This window comes from Pseudomonas fluorescens group sp. PF-1 (genome assembly GCF_054481335.1).
Genome location: NZ_JBTMNG010000002.1, coordinates 2,688,936 through 2,705,756 on the forward strand (window position 1 = coordinate 2,688,936; position 16,821 = coordinate 2,705,756).

Sequence of the window (16,821 nt, forward strand, 5' to 3'; positions counted from 1 at the left end):
CCGCCTGAACCGGCTCTGTCGTAAACCACCGAAGCGAGGATTTACGCAACGCGCTTCGGCCCGATTCCTGACAATCAAGTGAAGGCCACATCGATGAATACGCCATACGACGCGCTCTATCTTTTCATTGGGGGTGAGTGGATCAGCGCTGAAGGGCGCGACACCGCAGCCGTCATAAACCCAGCTACAGCAAGTGAAATCGGACGTGTGCCGCTGGCCACTTCAGCCGACCTTGACCACGCCCTTGAAGTCGCCCGGCTCAGCTTCCAGACGTGGCGCCAGACGGTGCCGGATCAACGCGCAAAAATTCTCAAACGTGCCGCTGATCTTATCCTGGAGCGAGCGCCGCACATCGCATCCCAGATGACGCTGGAGGAGGGCAAACCCCTTGGCGAAAGCATGGACGAGGTCACGCGTGCAGCAGAGTATTTTGAATGGTTCGCCGAAAGCGCCCGCCGCATCGATGGCCGCGTCGTGCCGGCCAACCGCCCAGGCGTGTTGCAACTGGTGAAGCGCCAGCCTATCGGCCCGGTCGCAGCCTTCACGCCCTGGAACTTTCCGGCCATTACTCCGGCTCGCAAGTTGTCAGCTGCTTTGGCGGCAGGTTGCAGCGTCATTCTCAAACCCGGTGAAGAGAGCCCTTCCACGGCGCTGGCCCTTGCTCGCGCCCTTGATGATGCGGGCTTGCCCAAAGGCGTTTTGCAAGTCGTTTTCGGTGTGCCCGATCAAGTCTCCAGCCACCTGATTGCCTCGCCGATCATTCGCAAGGTGACCTTTACCGGTTCCGTACCAATTGGGCGACTGCTGTCGACCAGGGCAGCCGCAGGCGTCAAGCCAATCACTTTGGAACTGGGTGGCCACGGCCCTGTGCTGGTGTTTGAAGACGCCGACATTGAAAGGGCGGCAGTGGAAGGCGTGGCGAATCGGTTCCGGGGGACAGGGCAAGTCTGTATCTCGTCAACACGCTTCCTGATCCAGCGTGGTGCTTATCAGGCGTTCACTGATCACTTTGTTGCGGCAACCAACGCCCTGAGAATCGGCAACGGCCTGCATCCCGATACTCAGGTCGGGCCACTCGCCAACCCAAGGCAATTGTCAAAGATGGAAGAACTGGTGGCTGACGCCGTCGAGAAAGGCGCGCGGGTGCTTGCCGGTGGCGAATGCCTGCCAGGACAAGGCTTTTTCTTCCAGCCCACCGTTTTGGCTGATGTGCCCATGGACGCTCGGGTCATGCATGAAGAACCCTTCGGCCCGATCGCGATTTTGATGCCCTTCGATACGTTGGCCGACGGCCTGGAAGAGGCCAACCGCCTTCCCTACGGGTTGTCTGCCTACGCCTTTACCGCCAACGCCCGGACCGCCATTGACGTCGCAGATGGCCTCGAGGCCGGAATGATCGGGATCAATCAATACCGAATTGTTGCTACTGAGCTTCCCTTTGGCGGCATGAAGGAGAGCGGTCATGGCTCAGAGGGCGGCATTGAAGGCATCGAACACTATCTGACCAACAAATTCATCAGCCAGATTTAAGGACGCCCGAAATGTCGAACATCAATTTCAGCAGCCCTCGTGAAGCGGCCAGAGCGTTCACCCCAAAGCTGGCGCAGTTCGTCGACGCTACGCTCTATCCGCAAATCTGGAGCGATCCGGCACTGTCTCCACGTGACCGCAGCCTGATAACGGTGGCTGCATTGATTGCCGGTGGTCACTCCGAAGAGCTGCCTGCGCACCTGCGGCGCGCGGTCAGCAATGGGGTCACCCATGACGAAATATCCGCAGCGATCACCCACCTGGCGTTCTATGCAGGTTTCCCGGCCGCCATCACCGCGTCCGCCATTGCCAATGCCACATTCACTCAATCGCAGGCGAAGCAACCATGAAAGCCATCACCATTGAAGAATTCGGCAACCCCGACGTACTGAAGTTGAGCGATGTTCCCGACCCGCTAGTACGCCCTGCCGACTTGCTGGTGCGGGTCTATGCGGCCGGTGTCAATCGCGCGGATCTGACGCATCGCACCGGTGGCTACGGGCGTCCTGATTTCGGAGATTCGCCCATCATCGGGCTTGAGATCGCAGGCGAGGTCATCGAAAAAGGCAATGCCGTCGTTGGTTTCGAAGTGGGGGATCGGGTGATGGGCGTGGTGGGTGGCGGGGCGTATGCCGAGCTGGCACGCATTGACTACCGCATGGCCATGCCAATTCCTGCTCAACTGGATTACGTGCACGCGGCGGCGATTCCCGAGGTGTTTGTCACCGCTCATGAGGCGCTGATGCATCTGGCTCGACTCAAGCCAGGTGACTCGGTCTTGATTCATGCCGCCGCGGGTGGTGTTGGCTCCGCTGCGGTGCAGCTCGCTTACGCCACAGGTGCGACGGTTTATGCGACAACCGATGGCAGCAAGTTATCCCGCGTCGAGCATTTGGGTGCCGATGTTGCCATCGACTACAAGAACAGTGATTTCGCCGAAGTCATCGCCAGCAAAACCGATGGCCGGGGTGTCGATGTCATCATCGATTTCGTCGGCGAACCTTACTTCGCCCGCAACCTGGCGTCACTCGCTAACGGCGGGCGGCTGATCCAGGTTGGCATCCTTGGCGGTGGCGGGAAGGTCGCCCTGGAGCTGGAGCATATTCTCTACCGTCACTTGCAAATCATCGGCACGGTCATGAAATCCCGTACCCCGCCGGAGAAGCACGACATGATCAAGCGATTCCGCGAGCATTGGCTTGAACGGTTCGAAGGGGGAGGATGCCTGGAGCCGGTAGTCGACAGTACCTTCCCCCTGTCACGCGCCGCAGATGCCCATCGCAGGATGGAGTCGTCCGAAAACGTCGGGAAGATCATTCTCACAATGCAGCCTGCGGACTTGCTCTAAGTCTGGTCTTCTGCGAGAAGTGCCTGCCAAAGTTACCTTGCGTAATCCAGGCAGGCATTCACTTGTGAAGTGTTTCTATTGTCGGGTCTGGCTTTTCCTGCCGAATCAGACGCAGATCCGGTTTGCTGACGTCCCGCGCTTGCCGTTCTATTGTGGACGTTGCAGGGCCGCGACGGTTCAAGTTGCCGGTGACGTTGGCGTTGCTGGAAGTGGAAAAGGGCGCGATTGAGCCGCGATGGGTTTCGTTGTTGGAATGAGGGGGCGGCAGGTTCGGTAAATCTGCATCTGGAAGCCTCTGCCGATACTCAAGTCTCAGGCCGTCTGCCGGCGTATAGCGAGAGGCGCAGCGCCAAACCCGATGAATGTGACCTCCACCACCCGGCTAACCCAGCGGGACAACTCGGGTCCTACCAGCAGGCCCTTGGCGCGTGAGGCCAGCGCGGCATACAGGCTCAACGACGACACTGAAAGCGCCATGAAAATCGCGGTCAGGATCATGAATTTACGCTGAACAATCTGACGGCGAAAAAATCGAATGGAGGTTCGATCACCATTCAGTTCGGTGGCTGTGACTTGAAGACCGCCAATTGCTTGTCGACCATGAAAGGCTGGATTTGCACCGTGCGATTGTATCGGCCAAAAGCGGAGGTTCTCAGTGACGCGTGGAAGTTTCCCGATGCCAGACAGGTTAACTAAGCTCAGAATAATGGGGACGCCCATTAGCCGGTCTCGAGTCAAGGCTAAAAGCCAACTTGCCCTGCAGCTCTTGCTGCGGGGTTTTCTCCTATCACTAAACCCGACTGGTTGAACCCGTCGTATCCGTTTCCTCATCGCTGGCTACGACCGAGTCGTGCCTGACACCCATGTGGATCAAGCGGTAGCGATACACCCAGCACCGCCCTGGCAGTCAACTGCCCCAGAGAAACGTTGGTGCCGCCAAATGTCCAAAAAGATGTCACAGATCTGTGGTTCGTGCAAAAGCACGTCCAGTCTCGACGGGCTCATTTGGCAGACGACCCGGTTACAACACACTCAGGCGGTGACAGCCGGCCGCCACTCAGATTTTATGGCTTACGCCAGTCCCTTTTTGGTTGATCGGCCATCACCTTAACTCGCCCTTCAGGCGAAACAGCGCTTGGCATCAAAAGGCTGTTTCTCCTTCAAAATGTGGTAACTCGCCCGCGCCAGTTTGTGCGCCAGTGCTTTGGTAGCGACCACGGCGTTGGTCTTGGCTTTCTTTTTCTCAAAAAAGCGTTTGGCGTCCGCACTGAAGCGTCGCGCAAAATTGGCCGCTTCGATAAAGGCCCAGATCAAGTAAGCGTTCCCGTTCTTGGTGTTACCTTCGCCCTTTTTCTTGCCGTTGGAGTAATGCGCACTCTTTACGCAGCGGGCATAAGAGGCGAAGTTGCCGACATCGGCAAAGCGCTCGATATCGCCGGTTTCCAACATGATGACCGTGGCCAAGACTTCGCCAACTCCAGGCATTGTTTTCAATAAACAGAACTCGGGGCGCAGGCTGACTTCATGCAGCAATCGCTCCTCGAGAACATCAATTTGAGTCTGTAATGCCTGGACAATGGCGACATTGGCTTTCATCGCCAAAGCCACCTCCGTGGACAGGCCCAGCCTGTCCACGGAGGTGGCTGACAGGCTTTTGACTTCATTACAGGTCAGGCGGTGGCCAGACTGACGCGCCATGATGTTTTCAGCGGCCAGAATGTGCTGTGTCCTGTTGCGTACCAATTGAATCCGTTTACGTGCCAGATCGCGCAGCGCTCGCTCTTGTGGCGGATGGATATAGCCAGTGGGCAATATCCCCAGCCTCAGTAAATGCGCCAGGAACGCTGCATCATCCTTATCGTCGGAATGCTTTAAACCGTTGTAGCGTTGCATCGCCACCGGGTTGGCCAGTTTTACCTCGAAGCCTGCCGCCTTCAGGCCGTCGACCAGCCAATACCAGTTGTACGTAGACTCGACCACGACGCCGAGCAATTCTCTACGATGTGGTTCGAGTAACGGGAGGATTTGCGTCAGCTCATTGGGGCAGCGTCGGCTGATCAAAACTCGGTCCGTTTCGTCGGTAACCACAACAACGCTGTTGTTCGAATGCAGGTCTATGCCACAGAATTTCATCACGGCCTCCTCACAGCAAAAGTCTAAGTTCGCACCTTGAATTTTGCGCCACCTCCGTGAGATGGGGAGGCCGGCCAGATGATTCTCAGATTTATATAGGAAAAAATAGATCCGTTCCCATTTTCGATGGATGTATCAGTCGTCTCTGTCGTCACGATCGCGATAACGATAATGACGGCCATCGCGGTCATGGTCGCGATGGTCATAACCCTGATCATAGTCATCCCTTTGGTCATATCCGTGGCGATGATCATGATATCGGCCATACCTTTCTCCATCATCCCAGTGAGGGCCGCAGCCTGCCAGCAAGAGCGAGCTGGAAATGGCCAGGATCATCATTACTGCGCGATTCATTTGCATGTCCTAAAGGTCAGGGGATGAGACGGTGGCTGCCCGAAAATTTCATTCGGACAGCGTTTAACCCAGGGTATGACTACTCAATAACTTAATGATTCCGTTGAGTAATACAGAGAGGTGTGTCATCACCCGGCGGAGTGCGCAGTCGATAAAAGCCTTGCCGTCAGAATGGCCGGGAGTCCTGAGCAGATGTCAGGGTCGTAACTACCGATATGCCGAAAAAAAACCGATAAATCCAATATTCTGCAGGGGCCCGCCCGGCAGTTCGCACACTCAATGTGCCTGCGAAATCAGGGGCGATTTAAAAAGCCCTGCTCTAGAATGGCCCCCAAATGAGCGTGGATCGCTTGTCAAGTACTCATTCAAAGGATGAACACGATGGGCCGCATCGACCATATCTGCCTGATGGCGATCTATAACGACTGGATGAACGCAAAGGTTTATGAAGCGGCCAGAAGTCTGACAGATGAAGAGCTGTCAGTGGACAGGAAAGCATACTTTGGTTCTATTCTCGGGACGTTAAACCACCTGGTGGTCGGGGACACAATCTGGCTGAAGCGATTTGCCCAGCACCCAGCGAATTACTTGGCTCTGGAGCCGATTCGACAGCTTCCTGACCCCCAAAGCCTCGACCAGTTACTGCTCTCAAATATCCGAGAACTTTCGACATATCGCGTTTGGCTCGATCAGTTAATTGTCGAGTGGTCTCGCTCCATTACCGAGTCAGATTTAGATTACACCCTCAATTACACAAGCATGAAAGGAGCTCCCGCTGACAAGTGCTTTTATGGCTTGGTCATGCATTTCTTCAACCACCAGACTCATCACCGAGGCCAAGCTACGACTTTGCTGTCACAAGGTGGTGTCGACGTCGGCGATACTGATCTGGTAGCCCTCATTCCTTACGAGTCCCGCGCATAATCTAATATCCAAGCACTAGACCGGGATTTTCATGTCATGCCGGTCAACCAGCGTGGCCATCTCAAATGACTGAAATGGGGGCGGATTTATGTAGTGCGTGTGACCTAACGGAATTTGAACATCCTCTCGTATGGGGCCTGGCGACAAGGCGTACAGATAACGGGCACGATCTTGGCTGTGCAAGGGGATGCTGGCTTATTGTGATCTACACTCCCGGGGCGGGTGAGTTGGCGCTTCGCCGCAGGAGTTACTCAGTCGCCAGGTAAAGAGACAGCCAGAGTTTCAGTTGGGGCGCGGTCTGGGTGGTGCATGCCAGTCGACAGCAAAACGTTGCTCAGAACAAACGAGGTGAAAATGAACAGGAAGTCTAACCGGGGCTGGACAATAGCTGCGGCACTCGTCGTGGTGGGTTCAACGTTTTTCATGGGGTGTGCGAGCAAGAACGACCCCATCGCACAGGCAGACAAGGCGGACGTGGCCAAGGGCGTACCCGCGCCGAGCCTCGAGCAAACCAAGGCGATCGCCGAGGAAGGCTTTATTTACGGCTTGCCGCTGGTCATGAACTACGCCGTGATGAACGAGTTCGCGGTGGACACCAAATCCAGCCAGTTCAAGGCCCCCTTCAATCAACTGCATAACGAGCATCGGGTCGCGACACCCGCTGATACCGCCGTCATCACGCCAAACAGTGACACCCCCTACTCGATACTCTGGGCCGACCTGCGCGCAGAGCCTCTCGTGATCACCGTGCCGGCAGTCTCCAAAAAGCGCTACTACTCGGTGCAGCTAATCGACGGCAACACCTATAACTACGGCTACATCGGCAGCCGGGCAACTGCAAGTGCCCCCGGGAGCTATCTGATTGCAGGCCCCGATTGGAAAGGGGCGACACCGCCTGGCATCGATAAAGTGTTCAACTCCACGACTCCCTTCTCACTGACGCTGATCCGGACCCAGTTGTTCAATCCAGCCGACATGCCCAATGTCGAGAAGGTTCAGGCGGGTTACAAGGTCCAGCCGCTTTCAGCCTTCCTCCATCAACCAGCGCCGCTCGCGGCCCCGAAGATTGATTTCGTACCGGCCACCACGGCTGGTATCAAGGACAATTTCTTCGAGTACCTGTCGGCCGCGTTGGAGTATGTGCCGCCATCGGCCGACGACAAGGCGATTCGGTCGAAGCTGGCCAGCATCGGCGTAGGCCCCGGCCGGCGCTTCGAATTCAAAGACCTCTCGCTCGAACACAAGGCGGTGGTCTTGTTGGGGATGAAAGCTGGCGATGAGAAGGTCGACAAGTTTCTCTCCAGCGGCATGAAAAACATCAACGGCTGGAACGTCGGCGCGTTCTTTGGCGACCAGGCGTTCTACAAGGGCGACTGGCTGATGCGTGCCGGCGCCGCGAAGGGCGGCCTTTACGGCAATGACGCCGTTGAGGCGATGTACCCCTATACCCGCACCGACGGTAAAGGCCAGACGCTGGATACCAGCAAGCGCAATTACACGCTGACCTTCCCGGCGGGCAAGCTGCCGCCAGTGAATGCCTTTTGGTCGGTGACCCTGTACGACGGCAAGAGCCAGTTGCTGATCAACAACCCGCTCAACCGTTACCTGATCAATTCGCCGATGCTGTCGGCCATGAAGAAAAACGCGGATGGCTCACTGACGCTGTACATCCAGAAGAACTCCCCCGGCAAGGCAAAGGAAAGCAACTGGCTGCCGGCGCCTGACGATACGGTCTATCTGGTGATGCGTCTCTACTGGCCGAAGACCGCACCGCCTTCGATTCTTCCCGCTGGCGAAGGCAGCTGGCAGCCACCGGCGCTGGTGGTTTCGAAGTAGTGCGACCTATTGCCGACACTCGCTGCAGGTTGGTGTCGGCAGGTGCTGCTTGTCGCCAATAGCTGCCGATCATGAAGGGCAGCTATTGGTTTAAAACAGACATTCACGAAGGACCGGCAGTCATGCGGCCACCCTCACTTGTCTGTCGCCATTACATCTGTCTGCCGTTGCGCGCAGCGATCGCCACGGTGGTCGGCGAGTCAGCAAGTGAAACGAACTGTCGTGTCGCGCCATCCAGCGCATCGATGCACCCCGCCTCGATGTCGTAGACCCAGCCGTGCAGATTCATGCGCCCCTGCTCGAGCGCGAGAGCCACCGATGGATGCGTACGCAGATTCGCCAGTTGCGCGATCACGTTCTCGCGCACGAGGCCATCGAGTTTCGCGCGGGGCGTGTCGAACTCATGCGCCGCGTTAATCGCTTTCGCGGCGTCCGAGTGACGTAGCCAGTTAGCAACCGCCGGAAGATGATCCAGACACGTGCAGCGTGAAATCGCGCCCATCGCTCCGCAGTCTGAGTGACCGCAGATCACGATGTCCTGTACGCCGAGTACTGCGACCGCATATTCGACGGTGGCCGAGACGCCGCCGGGTTCTGGACCATACGACGGCACAATGTTGCCGGCGTTGCGAATCACGAACAATTCGCCCGGTTCGCGCTGTGTAAGGAGTTCGGGCACAACACGACTGTCTGAGCAGGTGACGAATAACGCCTTCGGATTTTGTGTCGTCGCGAGCTGCTTGAAAAGCTCGACGCGTTGCGGATAAACCTCGCGCTGAAAGCGCAGAAAGCCGTCAATAATGTCACGCATGGAATCCTCCAAACCCGAATAGCGGATGGTGGCACGAGCAATCGATATGCCATCGCGCCGCAGTGGTCGTCATTATCGCAGACCTCATGCGCGTTGGCTTTACTCGATCAACGATGCACTTCGAGACACGACCAGCGCAGCGGGTGTCCGATGCCTGCTGGCAGCCGCCATTGATCTTTCGCCGGCCCGAAACCGGCCAAATGCAGTCATTCAATGTCCTAAAAATGAGGGTTCGTTCAGACGCTGCCAGTGTCATGAGGGGCACCCGTACAACTTGCAGACATGTGCTGCGCCAATTGACGCAGAAAGCAGAAAGCCCGCGTTTGCGGGCTCTCTGGTCAGTTACCAAGGTAAAGTTATCGCTATAGCCTCTCACCCGGTAACGGTCTACGCATACTGGGCGTTAACCGTACACTTCTTCCACTCGGCGGGCTTTTGCGGCGAAGGCCACCAGGACTACCAAGACCGCGGCAAGTACCAACGAGGAACCTACGGTGCCAAAGTCCAGGCCGCCTTTTTCATGGGGCTTGGTCAGGAAGTCGCCGAGGGTCGCACCGAACGGACGGGTGAGGACAAATGCCATCCAGAACAGCAGTACACCGGAGATACGGGTGTAAAACCTGGCCAGCACCACGGCGATGATCGCCGAACCAATCAGCAGTGCGCCACCGGCAAAGCCCAGGCCGGAGTCATCCGCCAAATAGTCACCTAGCGCCGTACCCAGAGTGTTGGAAATCAGAATGGCGGCCCAGTAGAACAACTCGCCCCTAGTGGTGTGGATGCTGTCTACCGACAGGCTTTTTTCGCTCAGGCGCCAAACCGCGAAAATCGTGATCAACAGGCTGATCAGAATCAGCGAGCCCGAGGCATAGCCCAAGCCGAGGGTGCGGTCCATAAAGTCCGACATTGTCGTGCCCGCGGTACTGGTGGAAAGAATCACGATCCAGTACAGCACCGGATTATGATTCTTGGAAAACAGCTGCAAACCAAGCGTCACCAGAAAGGCGCTGATCAGGATCAACGAACTCATGGCGTAGCCTACATTCAGGGTCATTGACAGCAGATCACCGGCGGTTTCGCCGAGGGTGGTGGCACAGATTTTCATAACCCAGAAAGCCAGGGTTATTTCCGGCAGCTTGTTCAGATTGATATGGGTGCTCATTAAGAAAACACGCTCCTGATGAGGTGAGGGTATATGGGTATCACGCAGAGGAATCAGCCATGAGTGCATGGAGACAACCAGCAAGCTGTACCGCGATGTTATGGGCGGGCGCAGGTTGCGCAGCGAAAAGGTCAAAAAACCGTTAAAACAAAATAAAAACGCTATTTAACAAGAATCGCTATTGGCGCTGAGTACACTCGATCATTGATTTGGAACTGGAGCAAAACATCGCATGGCCATTTATTCTTCGTGTCACTTCGCCATGAACCTTGAAAACAAATTGTTTGCGGGAGCGTATATTTAGTTTCAGGGCAAGCTATGCGCCAAGGCAAGATGCTGCTGGACTGCGGTCAACGAATCACCCGACTGTTTGACATCTGATCGAATCTCATCCCTTGTACATCCCAATTTTTCAGTCCAATACCTAAGTTCAGTTCCATCCAAAATATTAACTATGATCGCGTCATTACCATGATTGGTTCTTTTCTTTTTCATTTTGCTAGCTATGCCATTTTAATGATGCAAAACACGAGTTTGCACTCAAGAAATTCCGTTGATTTTTATGAGGTACATATGAGTTGCGCGCACTGCCAATGCCAGTCCTGATTAATGTTTTGACGTGGTGATGCCCATGCGCTCAGCCGAGATTGATTTACTTCCAATGTCGAAGTCTATGGTTTAAGGGCCACTCATGAAAAATTAACAAAACTTAAAGAACATGCCTTTTTAACCAGGCCGAAACACATAATCCACATCGCGAGCCAAGCCCTTGCTTCACCGGTTCCCCTGCGCCAACCCGACCCTCTAGTCGACTCGCCCGCCAGCGGCGGTATAACGGATAACGTTGTCCCCCCCGATTTTTGACCAGGACAAGCGAGGCTGTACTTGCGTGAAAGAAAAGATACAAGGCAATACTTAGCTGAGACTGAGGGATAGTGATGTGTCTGCCTAAGGTGCCTTTTGAGGGACACTGCGAAGTTGTTATCCACGTGGCTGCCTGTTTGCATTTGACCGGCACGCTTGGTAACCATGATTGGCAGAGACAGTCAATTTTAGCCAATGCTGACCGGCAGATAAGGGGCGTTTCCGATTCTCGCGACGCGCAGCAAACGGTCAAATGCAGTCAATCAGATAGGTTTAGGGAATCAGGGGGAAAAATGGTGACGACTTTATTTAGTGCAGTGAAGAAATAGATCCGCCCCCATTTTCCCGTCATCAATCAACGACAGGTTGCGAGGGGAACCTGCGGATATGGATTTGCTTGAGCACGCCGTTTGCCTGTATGCGCCGATAGCCTTCCTCATAGATCTTCAACGCCCGCAATCCGTCAGGGTGGCTCAGGCTGAAGCCTATGGTCGCGGTTACCACTCCACAGCTGAAGGCAAACCGAACAGCGTCTTCTGTGCCCGCCAGTTTGGCCTTCTGCTCTTTTGCTTCCAGGTCACTGGTCACTATCAAGGCGGCAGACAGGCGGCGAGCAGCGAGCTTCTGAAGGTTCTGCCCATCAGATTCGGCGCTCTCGAACACTATTCCCGCGGACCGTAGCGCTGTGGCTTGGGTCGAGTACTCGTAATCTCTGACCGAGCCCACTACCGTGCCGGGCGGCAAGGTGCATGTGCCTTTGCTTGGCTTGGGCAAGGGCGCGTTCACCTGTTCGAAAATGTCATTGTTAACCGTATAGATGGGTTGCGCGGCCAGTTTGACCTTGCCCTCGAATTCGGGCGACCAACTCATGTTGAAGCAAGCCATGTTCGTGCCATTGAGCACCATGTACTTGCAACGGGCGTAGGGTACGACTTTGAGCTGAACGTCGACCGCCATTTCCTTGAAGGCGGCGACCACTACGTCATTGGCGTAACCCGTGCCGTCATGCTCCGACCATGGCGGGGCTGCATCCTCTGCCAGGATCGTCATCGTCTCACGCGTTTCCAGCGCAGCGACGGTGCTAGGAGCCAGCAGATAAAGAAGGCACATCAGCAGCATCGGTCTGGACTGCCACTTGCTTGAGTTCATCTTTGCTGAATGCATGTTTCCTCATTGAACGGTCGTCCCTCATAACAGTAGGTCGATACCTCGAGCACAGGTCGATCGCAGCCCCACTTCCCAGTCGACGATCAATAGGCGCCAATGGCTATTGATGGAAACGCCCGGCCAGACTATGCAGATACTTGGCCTTGTTCAAGAACCGGAGCCATTTTCACCCTGGCGACCCGCAACGACGGCCTGCTTTTTTGGCCCAAACCAACGTCCGTCTGTTGTCTGGTCGCCAAACCCGAATCGCCATTTGGGTGACGGCGCAGACTACAAACGGCATGGAATCCACGCGGTAGGTGAGCCATTCCGAGCTTTTTGTAGGACCCACGACGACGAAACCTCAGACCTTTCGCCCCCCACGCCAGAAATCCAAACCCAACCCTCAAATGTTCATTGCCCCTGGCTCGTAACTCACCGAAGCTATCCCTATCAATCCTCACGCCGTCGAGATGGACCTCCACCCCATGCAAACCCCCGCCCAACCCCAACGCCCCCTCTGGAAAACCTACCTCCTGTTTCTCGCCCCCATGGTCCTGTCGAATTTCCTTCAGGCCATGTCCGGCACCGTCAACAGCATTTACATCGGCCAAATGCTCGGCACTCAGGCCCTGGCCGCCGTGTCCGGCATGTTCCCCATCGTGTTTTTCTTCATCGCCCTGATCATCGGCCTCGGCGCGGGGGCGGGGGTGTTGATCGGGCAGGCCTGGGGCGCACGGGAGAAGCATTTGGTGAAGGCCATCGCCGGGTCGACCTTGTTGTTGGGCTTGTTGATCGGTCTGGTCGCGGCAGTGGTGGGGAGTGTGTTTGCGCGGGCGTCGCTGGTGGGGTTGGGGACGCCAGCGGATGTGCTGGACGATGCGGTGGCGTATGCCCATGTGATGTTGTGGTTCATGCCGACGCTGCTGGTGTTCGTGCTGTTCACCCAGTTGCTGCGCGGGGTGAGCGATACCTTGTCGCCGCTGCTGGCGCTGGTGGTCTCGACCTGTATCGGGTTGGCGCTGACGCCGGCGTTGATTCGCGGCTGGGTGGGGTTGCCGCCGATGGGGATTCAGAGTGCGGCGTTTGCCGGGTTGGTCAGTAACCTGGCGGCGATGGGCTGGCTGGCGTGGCGCCTGATTCGCAGGGGGCATCCGTTGGCGCCCGACCGGGAGTTATTCGCGGCGATGAAGCTGGACTGGGCGATCCTTGGCAAGGTGCTGCGCATCGGCTTGCCTACCGGGTTGCAGATGGTGGTGTTGTCGCTGTCGGAGCTGGTGATCCTGGCGCTGGTGAACCAGCACGGTTCCCAGGCGACGGCGGCGTATGGCGCGGTGACGCAGATCGTCAATTACGTGCAGTTCCCGGCGCTGTCGATTGCGATCGCGGCGTCGATCCTCGGCGCGCAGGCGATTGGGGCAGGGCGCATTGAACGCATCGGCTCGATTTTGCGCACGGGGCTGATGATCAGCCTGTGCCTGACCGGCGGCCTGGTGGTGTTGAGCTATGTGCTGTCGCACTGGTTGCTGGGCCTGTTCCTCACCGAAGAGGCGACGCGAAGCATGGCCGAACACCTGTTGCACATCATGCTCTGGAGCTTGCTGGTGTTCGGCTTCCAGGCGGTCATCGGCGGCATCATGCGCGCCAGTGGCACGGTGATGGTGCCGGTGGGGATTTCCATTGTGTGCGTAGTCGGCGTGCAGTTGCCGTCGGCGTACCTGCTGGATGCGCGGTTCGGGCTGCCGGGGGTGTGGATGGCGTTTCCGCTGGCGTACCTGGGGATGCTGGCGTTGCAGACGCTGTACTACAAACAGGTGTGGAAGCACCGGAAGATTGAGCGGTTGGTGTAGGTATGTCGGAATACGCCTGACGTCTGGCGCATCGCGAATGCTGGCGATCCGCCACAGCGGGTGTGAGGTGGAATAAAGCGCCGTTCTTTGCTTTAGTCCATCTGTTGCCGGCTGGCGTGCGCTGGCCACCTCAACCCCTGAGGAGGCGCTGGCCCGGAGCGTTCCATGAACTTTCGATTCCCTCGTTTCACCCTCGTGGCGGCCCTCTTCGCGGCGGGCGCCCAGCCCGTCGCCGAGGCGGCGGAGTACGCCGATGTCAACACCACGGCCAGTACCATCAGCTTTACCTATGACCAGATGGGGGCGAGCGTGTATGGCACCTTTTCCAGGTTCGAAGGCAGCCTCTATTTCGACACGGTCAGGCCCGAATCGGCCCATGCCAGGTTGATCATCGAGCTCGACAGCATCGATGCCGGCAGCAGCGACGCCAACAGCGAATTGAAGAAAACCGCCTGGTTCGATACGGCGGTTTATCCGCAGGCGATTTTTGAGTCGATCGGCGCCAAAGACCTGGGCAACAACCGCTATCAGATCACCGGCCACCTCACGCTCCGGGGGCAAACACGGGAGGTGGCGGTGCCGGTTCTGCTGAAGGCGGAGAACGCCATCGGCATTTTCGACGGTCAGTTAACGCTTAAACGCAGTGACTTCAACATCGGCGAAGGGGAGTTCGCCAGCGGTGTGGTTTCCGACGACATCAACATCCGGTTTCGCATGGTCGCGCCGCAACGCAGCGATCAAGCAATGCCCGTTACTGAAGGGAGATAGTCATGCCAAAAAAAATCATCATCGCCTTTGATGGCACCTGGAACCTGCCGGATCAGGCACCGGAAATCGACGGCGACTCCAGCACCAACGTCGTTAAGTTACATGATGCGATCCTGCCCGCGCACAAGGACGGCACGGTCCAACTGGCGGTGTATATCCCCGGTGTGGGCACCGATTGGTACGACAAACTTGAAGGCGGCGCCTTCGGAGTGGGCCTGTCGAAGAAGATCAAGGAAGGTTACCTGGCCCTGGCCAAGAGCTACGAAGACGGTGATCAGGTGTACATCATCGGCTTCAGTCGTGGCGCCTATTCTGCGCGTAGCCTGGTGGGGCTGATTCGAAACGTCGGGTTGCTGACCAAAAGACACGTCAATCGTATCGATGAGGCCTACAGCCTGTACCGCACCCGTGACTCCAGTGCCGACACCGAAAACGCCCAGTACTTTCGACAAAGTTACTCGCGGGAAATCGAAATCCACTTCCTGGGCGTCTGGGACACGGTCGGGGCGTTGGGTGTTCCGTTCAAATCGGCCGAGTGGTTCAACCACAAATATTACGAATTTCACGACACGGAGCTCAGCGGGATTGTGCGCAATGCCTTTCATGCCGTGGCCATCGATGAACATCGGGAAAATTACGAGTGCACGTTGTGGGACCCGATCGCCAAGCCCAATCAGGTCATGGAGCAGCTGTGGTTCTGTGGGGCCCACGCCAACGTCGGAGGCGGTTATGCCGATAACAACCTGTCGGATATACCGCTGCGCTGGATGGCCAACAAGGCCATGGACTGCGGGTTGGAGCTGGACCCGATGAAAATTCCCCGGCAACCCAAAACCCTGCCTGATATCACCGACTCCTACAGTGATTTCCTCGGTGGAACCTACCGCTTGCTCAATGCCCGGTATTTTCGGCCCGTCGGCACTAAAACGTTCGGCGAGGAATGCATCGATGACAGCGTGCAGCAGCGCGTAACGACCGTGGCCACGTATCGGCCCAAGAATCCGGTAGGAGTGTTTTTATCGGGTGATTACCGGCCTGTGAACAAGATCAGTTGATTCAGGGTGGCAATGGAAGCGGGGGGGCGGCGTGCGGCTGATTGAGCATGTCAGCCCCGATACCGCAACGCCTCCAGCCGATCGATCAACGCAGGCCAGTAAGGCGCCCGGGCACGTTATGATAGGCAGCCCCGCGATCAACGCTTCACCCCAGCCCCCGGAGTCAGCCCGCGCAATGCCCCAGATCAGCCACTTCAAAACCCCGTGCCCCGAGCACATCAACAGCCAGATCCTGCAGATGGTGGTCGATAACCTGACCGACATCAGCATGGTTGCGATCCCGCCCAGCAACCTGTTGTACAACGTCTACCAGTATGCGATCGGCTATGAGGTGCACTTGTATCTCGAAGCATTGAACGGGGCGAAAGGGATTGATGTGGAGTTGCTGGTCGCCACCGATCTGGACGATCCGGACAAAGTCATCGGCTTTTTGCTGTACTTGCCGGTCAAGGACGATCCCGAGGCATGCGGAGTGGCCTATATGGCGGTGGATGCCAGCCATCGGCGCCAGGGCGTTGCGCGCAAAATGCTGCGGGAGATGGTCGGTCGTTACCCCCATGCCGAACTGACCTGCGCCGTGGCCAAGGTGCCGTACTTCGAAGCGATGGGCTTTCAGGTCGTGGGTGTGCGCGCTACCCAGGTGCTGATGAACACCCGCGACCACGGCAGCGACGGCCTGATGGCGCTGCTGGATGTGGCGTCAATCTACAGCTCTCTGGAAGTGCGGCAGATTCACACCTACCTGCTGCAAAAACATGGCAAGCGCGCCATGCTCGACGCGGAAAAACAGCGTGACCGGCACCTGGACCAATTGACGCGCAAGGCCAACGAGTTTGTGCGCCAACGCTTGGGGGACGCCGCCGTGCCGGCCATTGGCCCACGCTTGCGCCTGGTCTGACGACCCGATCGAAACGGTAGGAGCGAGCCTGCTCGCGAAAAACGCACGGACACCACGGGCATTCAGACGTCCGGCGTTATCGTTGACGTCCATCGCGGGCCGGCCCGCTTCCACAAGGGGCGGATTTCAGGCAGCACAGAGC

Annotated in this window: 15 protein-coding genes and 2 pseudogenes; 10 read left to right on the forward strand and 7 right to left on the reverse strand. The window is 57.1% G+C overall.

Annotation, left to right across the window (positions count from 1 at the left end; all coding sequences use genetic code 11):
- Positions 1-93: 93 nt before the first annotated feature.
- The 4 genes and pseudogenes from ACX3YD_RS27270 to ACX3YD_RS27285 all read left to right on the forward strand — a co-directional run.
- Complete coding sequence (locus ACX3YD_RS27270; RefSeq protein ID WP_103406906.1) at positions 94-1,530, forward strand: NAD-dependent succinate-semialdehyde dehydrogenase; 1,437 nt, start codon at positions 94-96, stop codon at positions 1,528-1,530.
- 11 nt (positions 1,531-1,541) lie between these two features.
- Entirely contained in the window at positions 1,542-1,880 is a 339-nt protein-coding gene (locus tag ACX3YD_RS27275) for a carboxymuconolactone decarboxylase family protein (RefSeq protein WP_047527810.1), read from the forward strand.
- A complete protein-coding gene (locus ACX3YD_RS27280) occupies positions 1,877-2,878 on the forward strand; it encodes an NAD(P)H-quinone oxidoreductase (RefSeq protein WP_458961508.1) in 1,002 nt (333 codons plus the stop codon). Before ACX3YD_RS27275 ends, ACX3YD_RS27280 begins: the two co-directional genes overlap by 4 nt.
- Before the next feature lie 161 nt (positions 2,879-3,039).
- A pseudogene (locus ACX3YD_RS27285) lies at positions 3,040-3,135 on the forward strand (metallophosphoesterase family protein); the annotation flags it as partial.
- Positions 3,136-3,190: 55 nt separating this feature from the next.
- On the opposite strand, the pseudogene ACX3YD_RS27290 reads toward ACX3YD_RS27285, so the two are convergent.
- The 3 genes and pseudogenes from ACX3YD_RS27290 to ACX3YD_RS27300 all read right to left on the reverse strand — a co-directional run.
- Positions 3,191-3,382: pseudogene (locus ACX3YD_RS27290) on the reverse strand (LysE family translocator); the annotation flags it as partial.
- 615 nt (positions 3,383-3,997) lie between these two features.
- The gene (locus tag ACX3YD_RS27295) at positions 3,998-5,011 is read right to left on the reverse strand and encodes an IS110 family RNA-guided transposase (RefSeq protein WP_458960030.1); all 1,014 of its coding nucleotides are present in this window, start codon (positions 5,009-5,011) and stop codon (positions 3,998-4,000) included.
- Positions 5,012-5,146: 135 nt separating this feature from the next.
- Positions 5,147-5,365: a hypothetical protein gene (locus ACX3YD_RS27300; protein ID WP_458961509.1), complete on the reverse strand. Its 219-nt coding sequence runs from the start codon at positions 5,363-5,365 to the stop codon at positions 5,147-5,149.
- 381 nt (positions 5,366-5,746) lie between these two features.
- On the opposite strand from ACX3YD_RS27300, the gene ACX3YD_RS27305 reads away from it, so the two are divergent.
- Both ACX3YD_RS27305 and ACX3YD_RS27310 read left to right on the forward strand, forming a co-directional pair.
- Positions 5,747-6,289 (forward strand): DinB family protein, encoded by a 543-nt coding sequence (locus ACX3YD_RS27305; RefSeq protein ID WP_458961510.1) that lies wholly within the window; start codon positions 5,747-5,749, stop codon positions 6,287-6,289.
- A 354-nt stretch (positions 6,290-6,643) separates the two neighbouring features.
- Positions 6,644-8,125 carry a DUF1254 domain-containing protein gene (locus tag ACX3YD_RS27310; protein WP_458961511.1) on the forward strand — a complete coding sequence of 494 codons (1,482 nt, stop codon included), beginning with the start codon at positions 6,644-6,646 and terminating at the stop codon, positions 8,123-8,125.
- 151 nt (positions 8,126-8,276) lie between these two features.
- Here ACX3YD_RS27310 and ACX3YD_RS27315 read toward each other — a convergent pair whose 3' ends face one another.
- The 4 genes from ACX3YD_RS27315 to ACX3YD_RS27330 form a co-directional block, all read right to left on the reverse strand.
- Positions 8,277-8,936, reverse strand: coding sequence for a carbonic anhydrase (locus ACX3YD_RS27315; RefSeq protein WP_103406840.1), 660 nt, complete (start codon positions 8,934-8,936; stop codon positions 8,277-8,279).
- A gap of 403 nt (positions 8,937-9,339) precedes the next feature.
- Positions 9,340-10,080 carry a COG4705 family protein gene (locus ACX3YD_RS27320; protein ID WP_458962087.1) on the reverse strand — a complete coding sequence of 247 codons (741 nt, stop codon included), beginning with the start codon at positions 10,078-10,080 and terminating at the stop codon, positions 9,340-9,342.
- A gap of 324 nt (positions 10,081-10,404) precedes the next feature.
- A complete protein-coding gene (locus tag ACX3YD_RS27325; RefSeq protein WP_458961512.1) occupies positions 10,405-10,593 on the reverse strand; it encodes a DUF3606 domain-containing protein in 189 nt (62 codons plus the stop codon).
- A 720-nt stretch (positions 10,594-11,313) separates the two neighbouring features.
- On the reverse strand, positions 11,314-12,126 hold the full coding sequence (locus ACX3YD_RS27330) for a substrate-binding periplasmic protein (protein ID WP_103406839.1): 813 nt from the start codon (positions 12,124-12,126) through the stop codon (positions 11,314-11,316).
- 470 nt (positions 12,127-12,596) lie between these two features.
- On the opposite strand from ACX3YD_RS27330, the gene ACX3YD_RS27335 reads away from it, so the two are divergent.
- The 4 genes from ACX3YD_RS27335 (at position 12,597) to ACX3YD_RS27350 (ending at position 16,679) form a co-directional block, all read left to right on the forward strand.
- A complete protein-coding gene (locus tag ACX3YD_RS27335) occupies positions 12,597-13,958 on the forward strand; it encodes an MATE family efflux transporter (RefSeq protein ID WP_458961513.1) in 1,362 nt (453 codons plus the stop codon).
- A 165-nt stretch (positions 13,959-14,123) separates the two neighbouring features.
- Positions 14,124-14,726 (forward strand): YceI family protein, encoded by a 603-nt coding sequence (locus ACX3YD_RS27340; protein ID WP_458961514.1) that lies wholly within the window; start codon positions 14,124-14,126, stop codon positions 14,724-14,726.
- 2 nt (positions 14,727-14,728) lie between these two features.
- Positions 14,729-15,781: a DUF2235 domain-containing protein gene (locus ACX3YD_RS27345; RefSeq protein ID WP_458961515.1), complete on the forward strand. Its 1,053-nt coding sequence runs from the start codon at positions 14,729-14,731 to the stop codon at positions 15,779-15,781.
- 175 nt (positions 15,782-15,956) lie between these two features.
- Entirely contained in the window at positions 15,957-16,679 is a 723-nt protein-coding gene (locus ACX3YD_RS27350) for a GNAT family N-acetyltransferase (RefSeq protein ID WP_458961516.1), read from the forward strand.
- Positions 16,680-16,821: the final 142 nt, after the last annotated feature.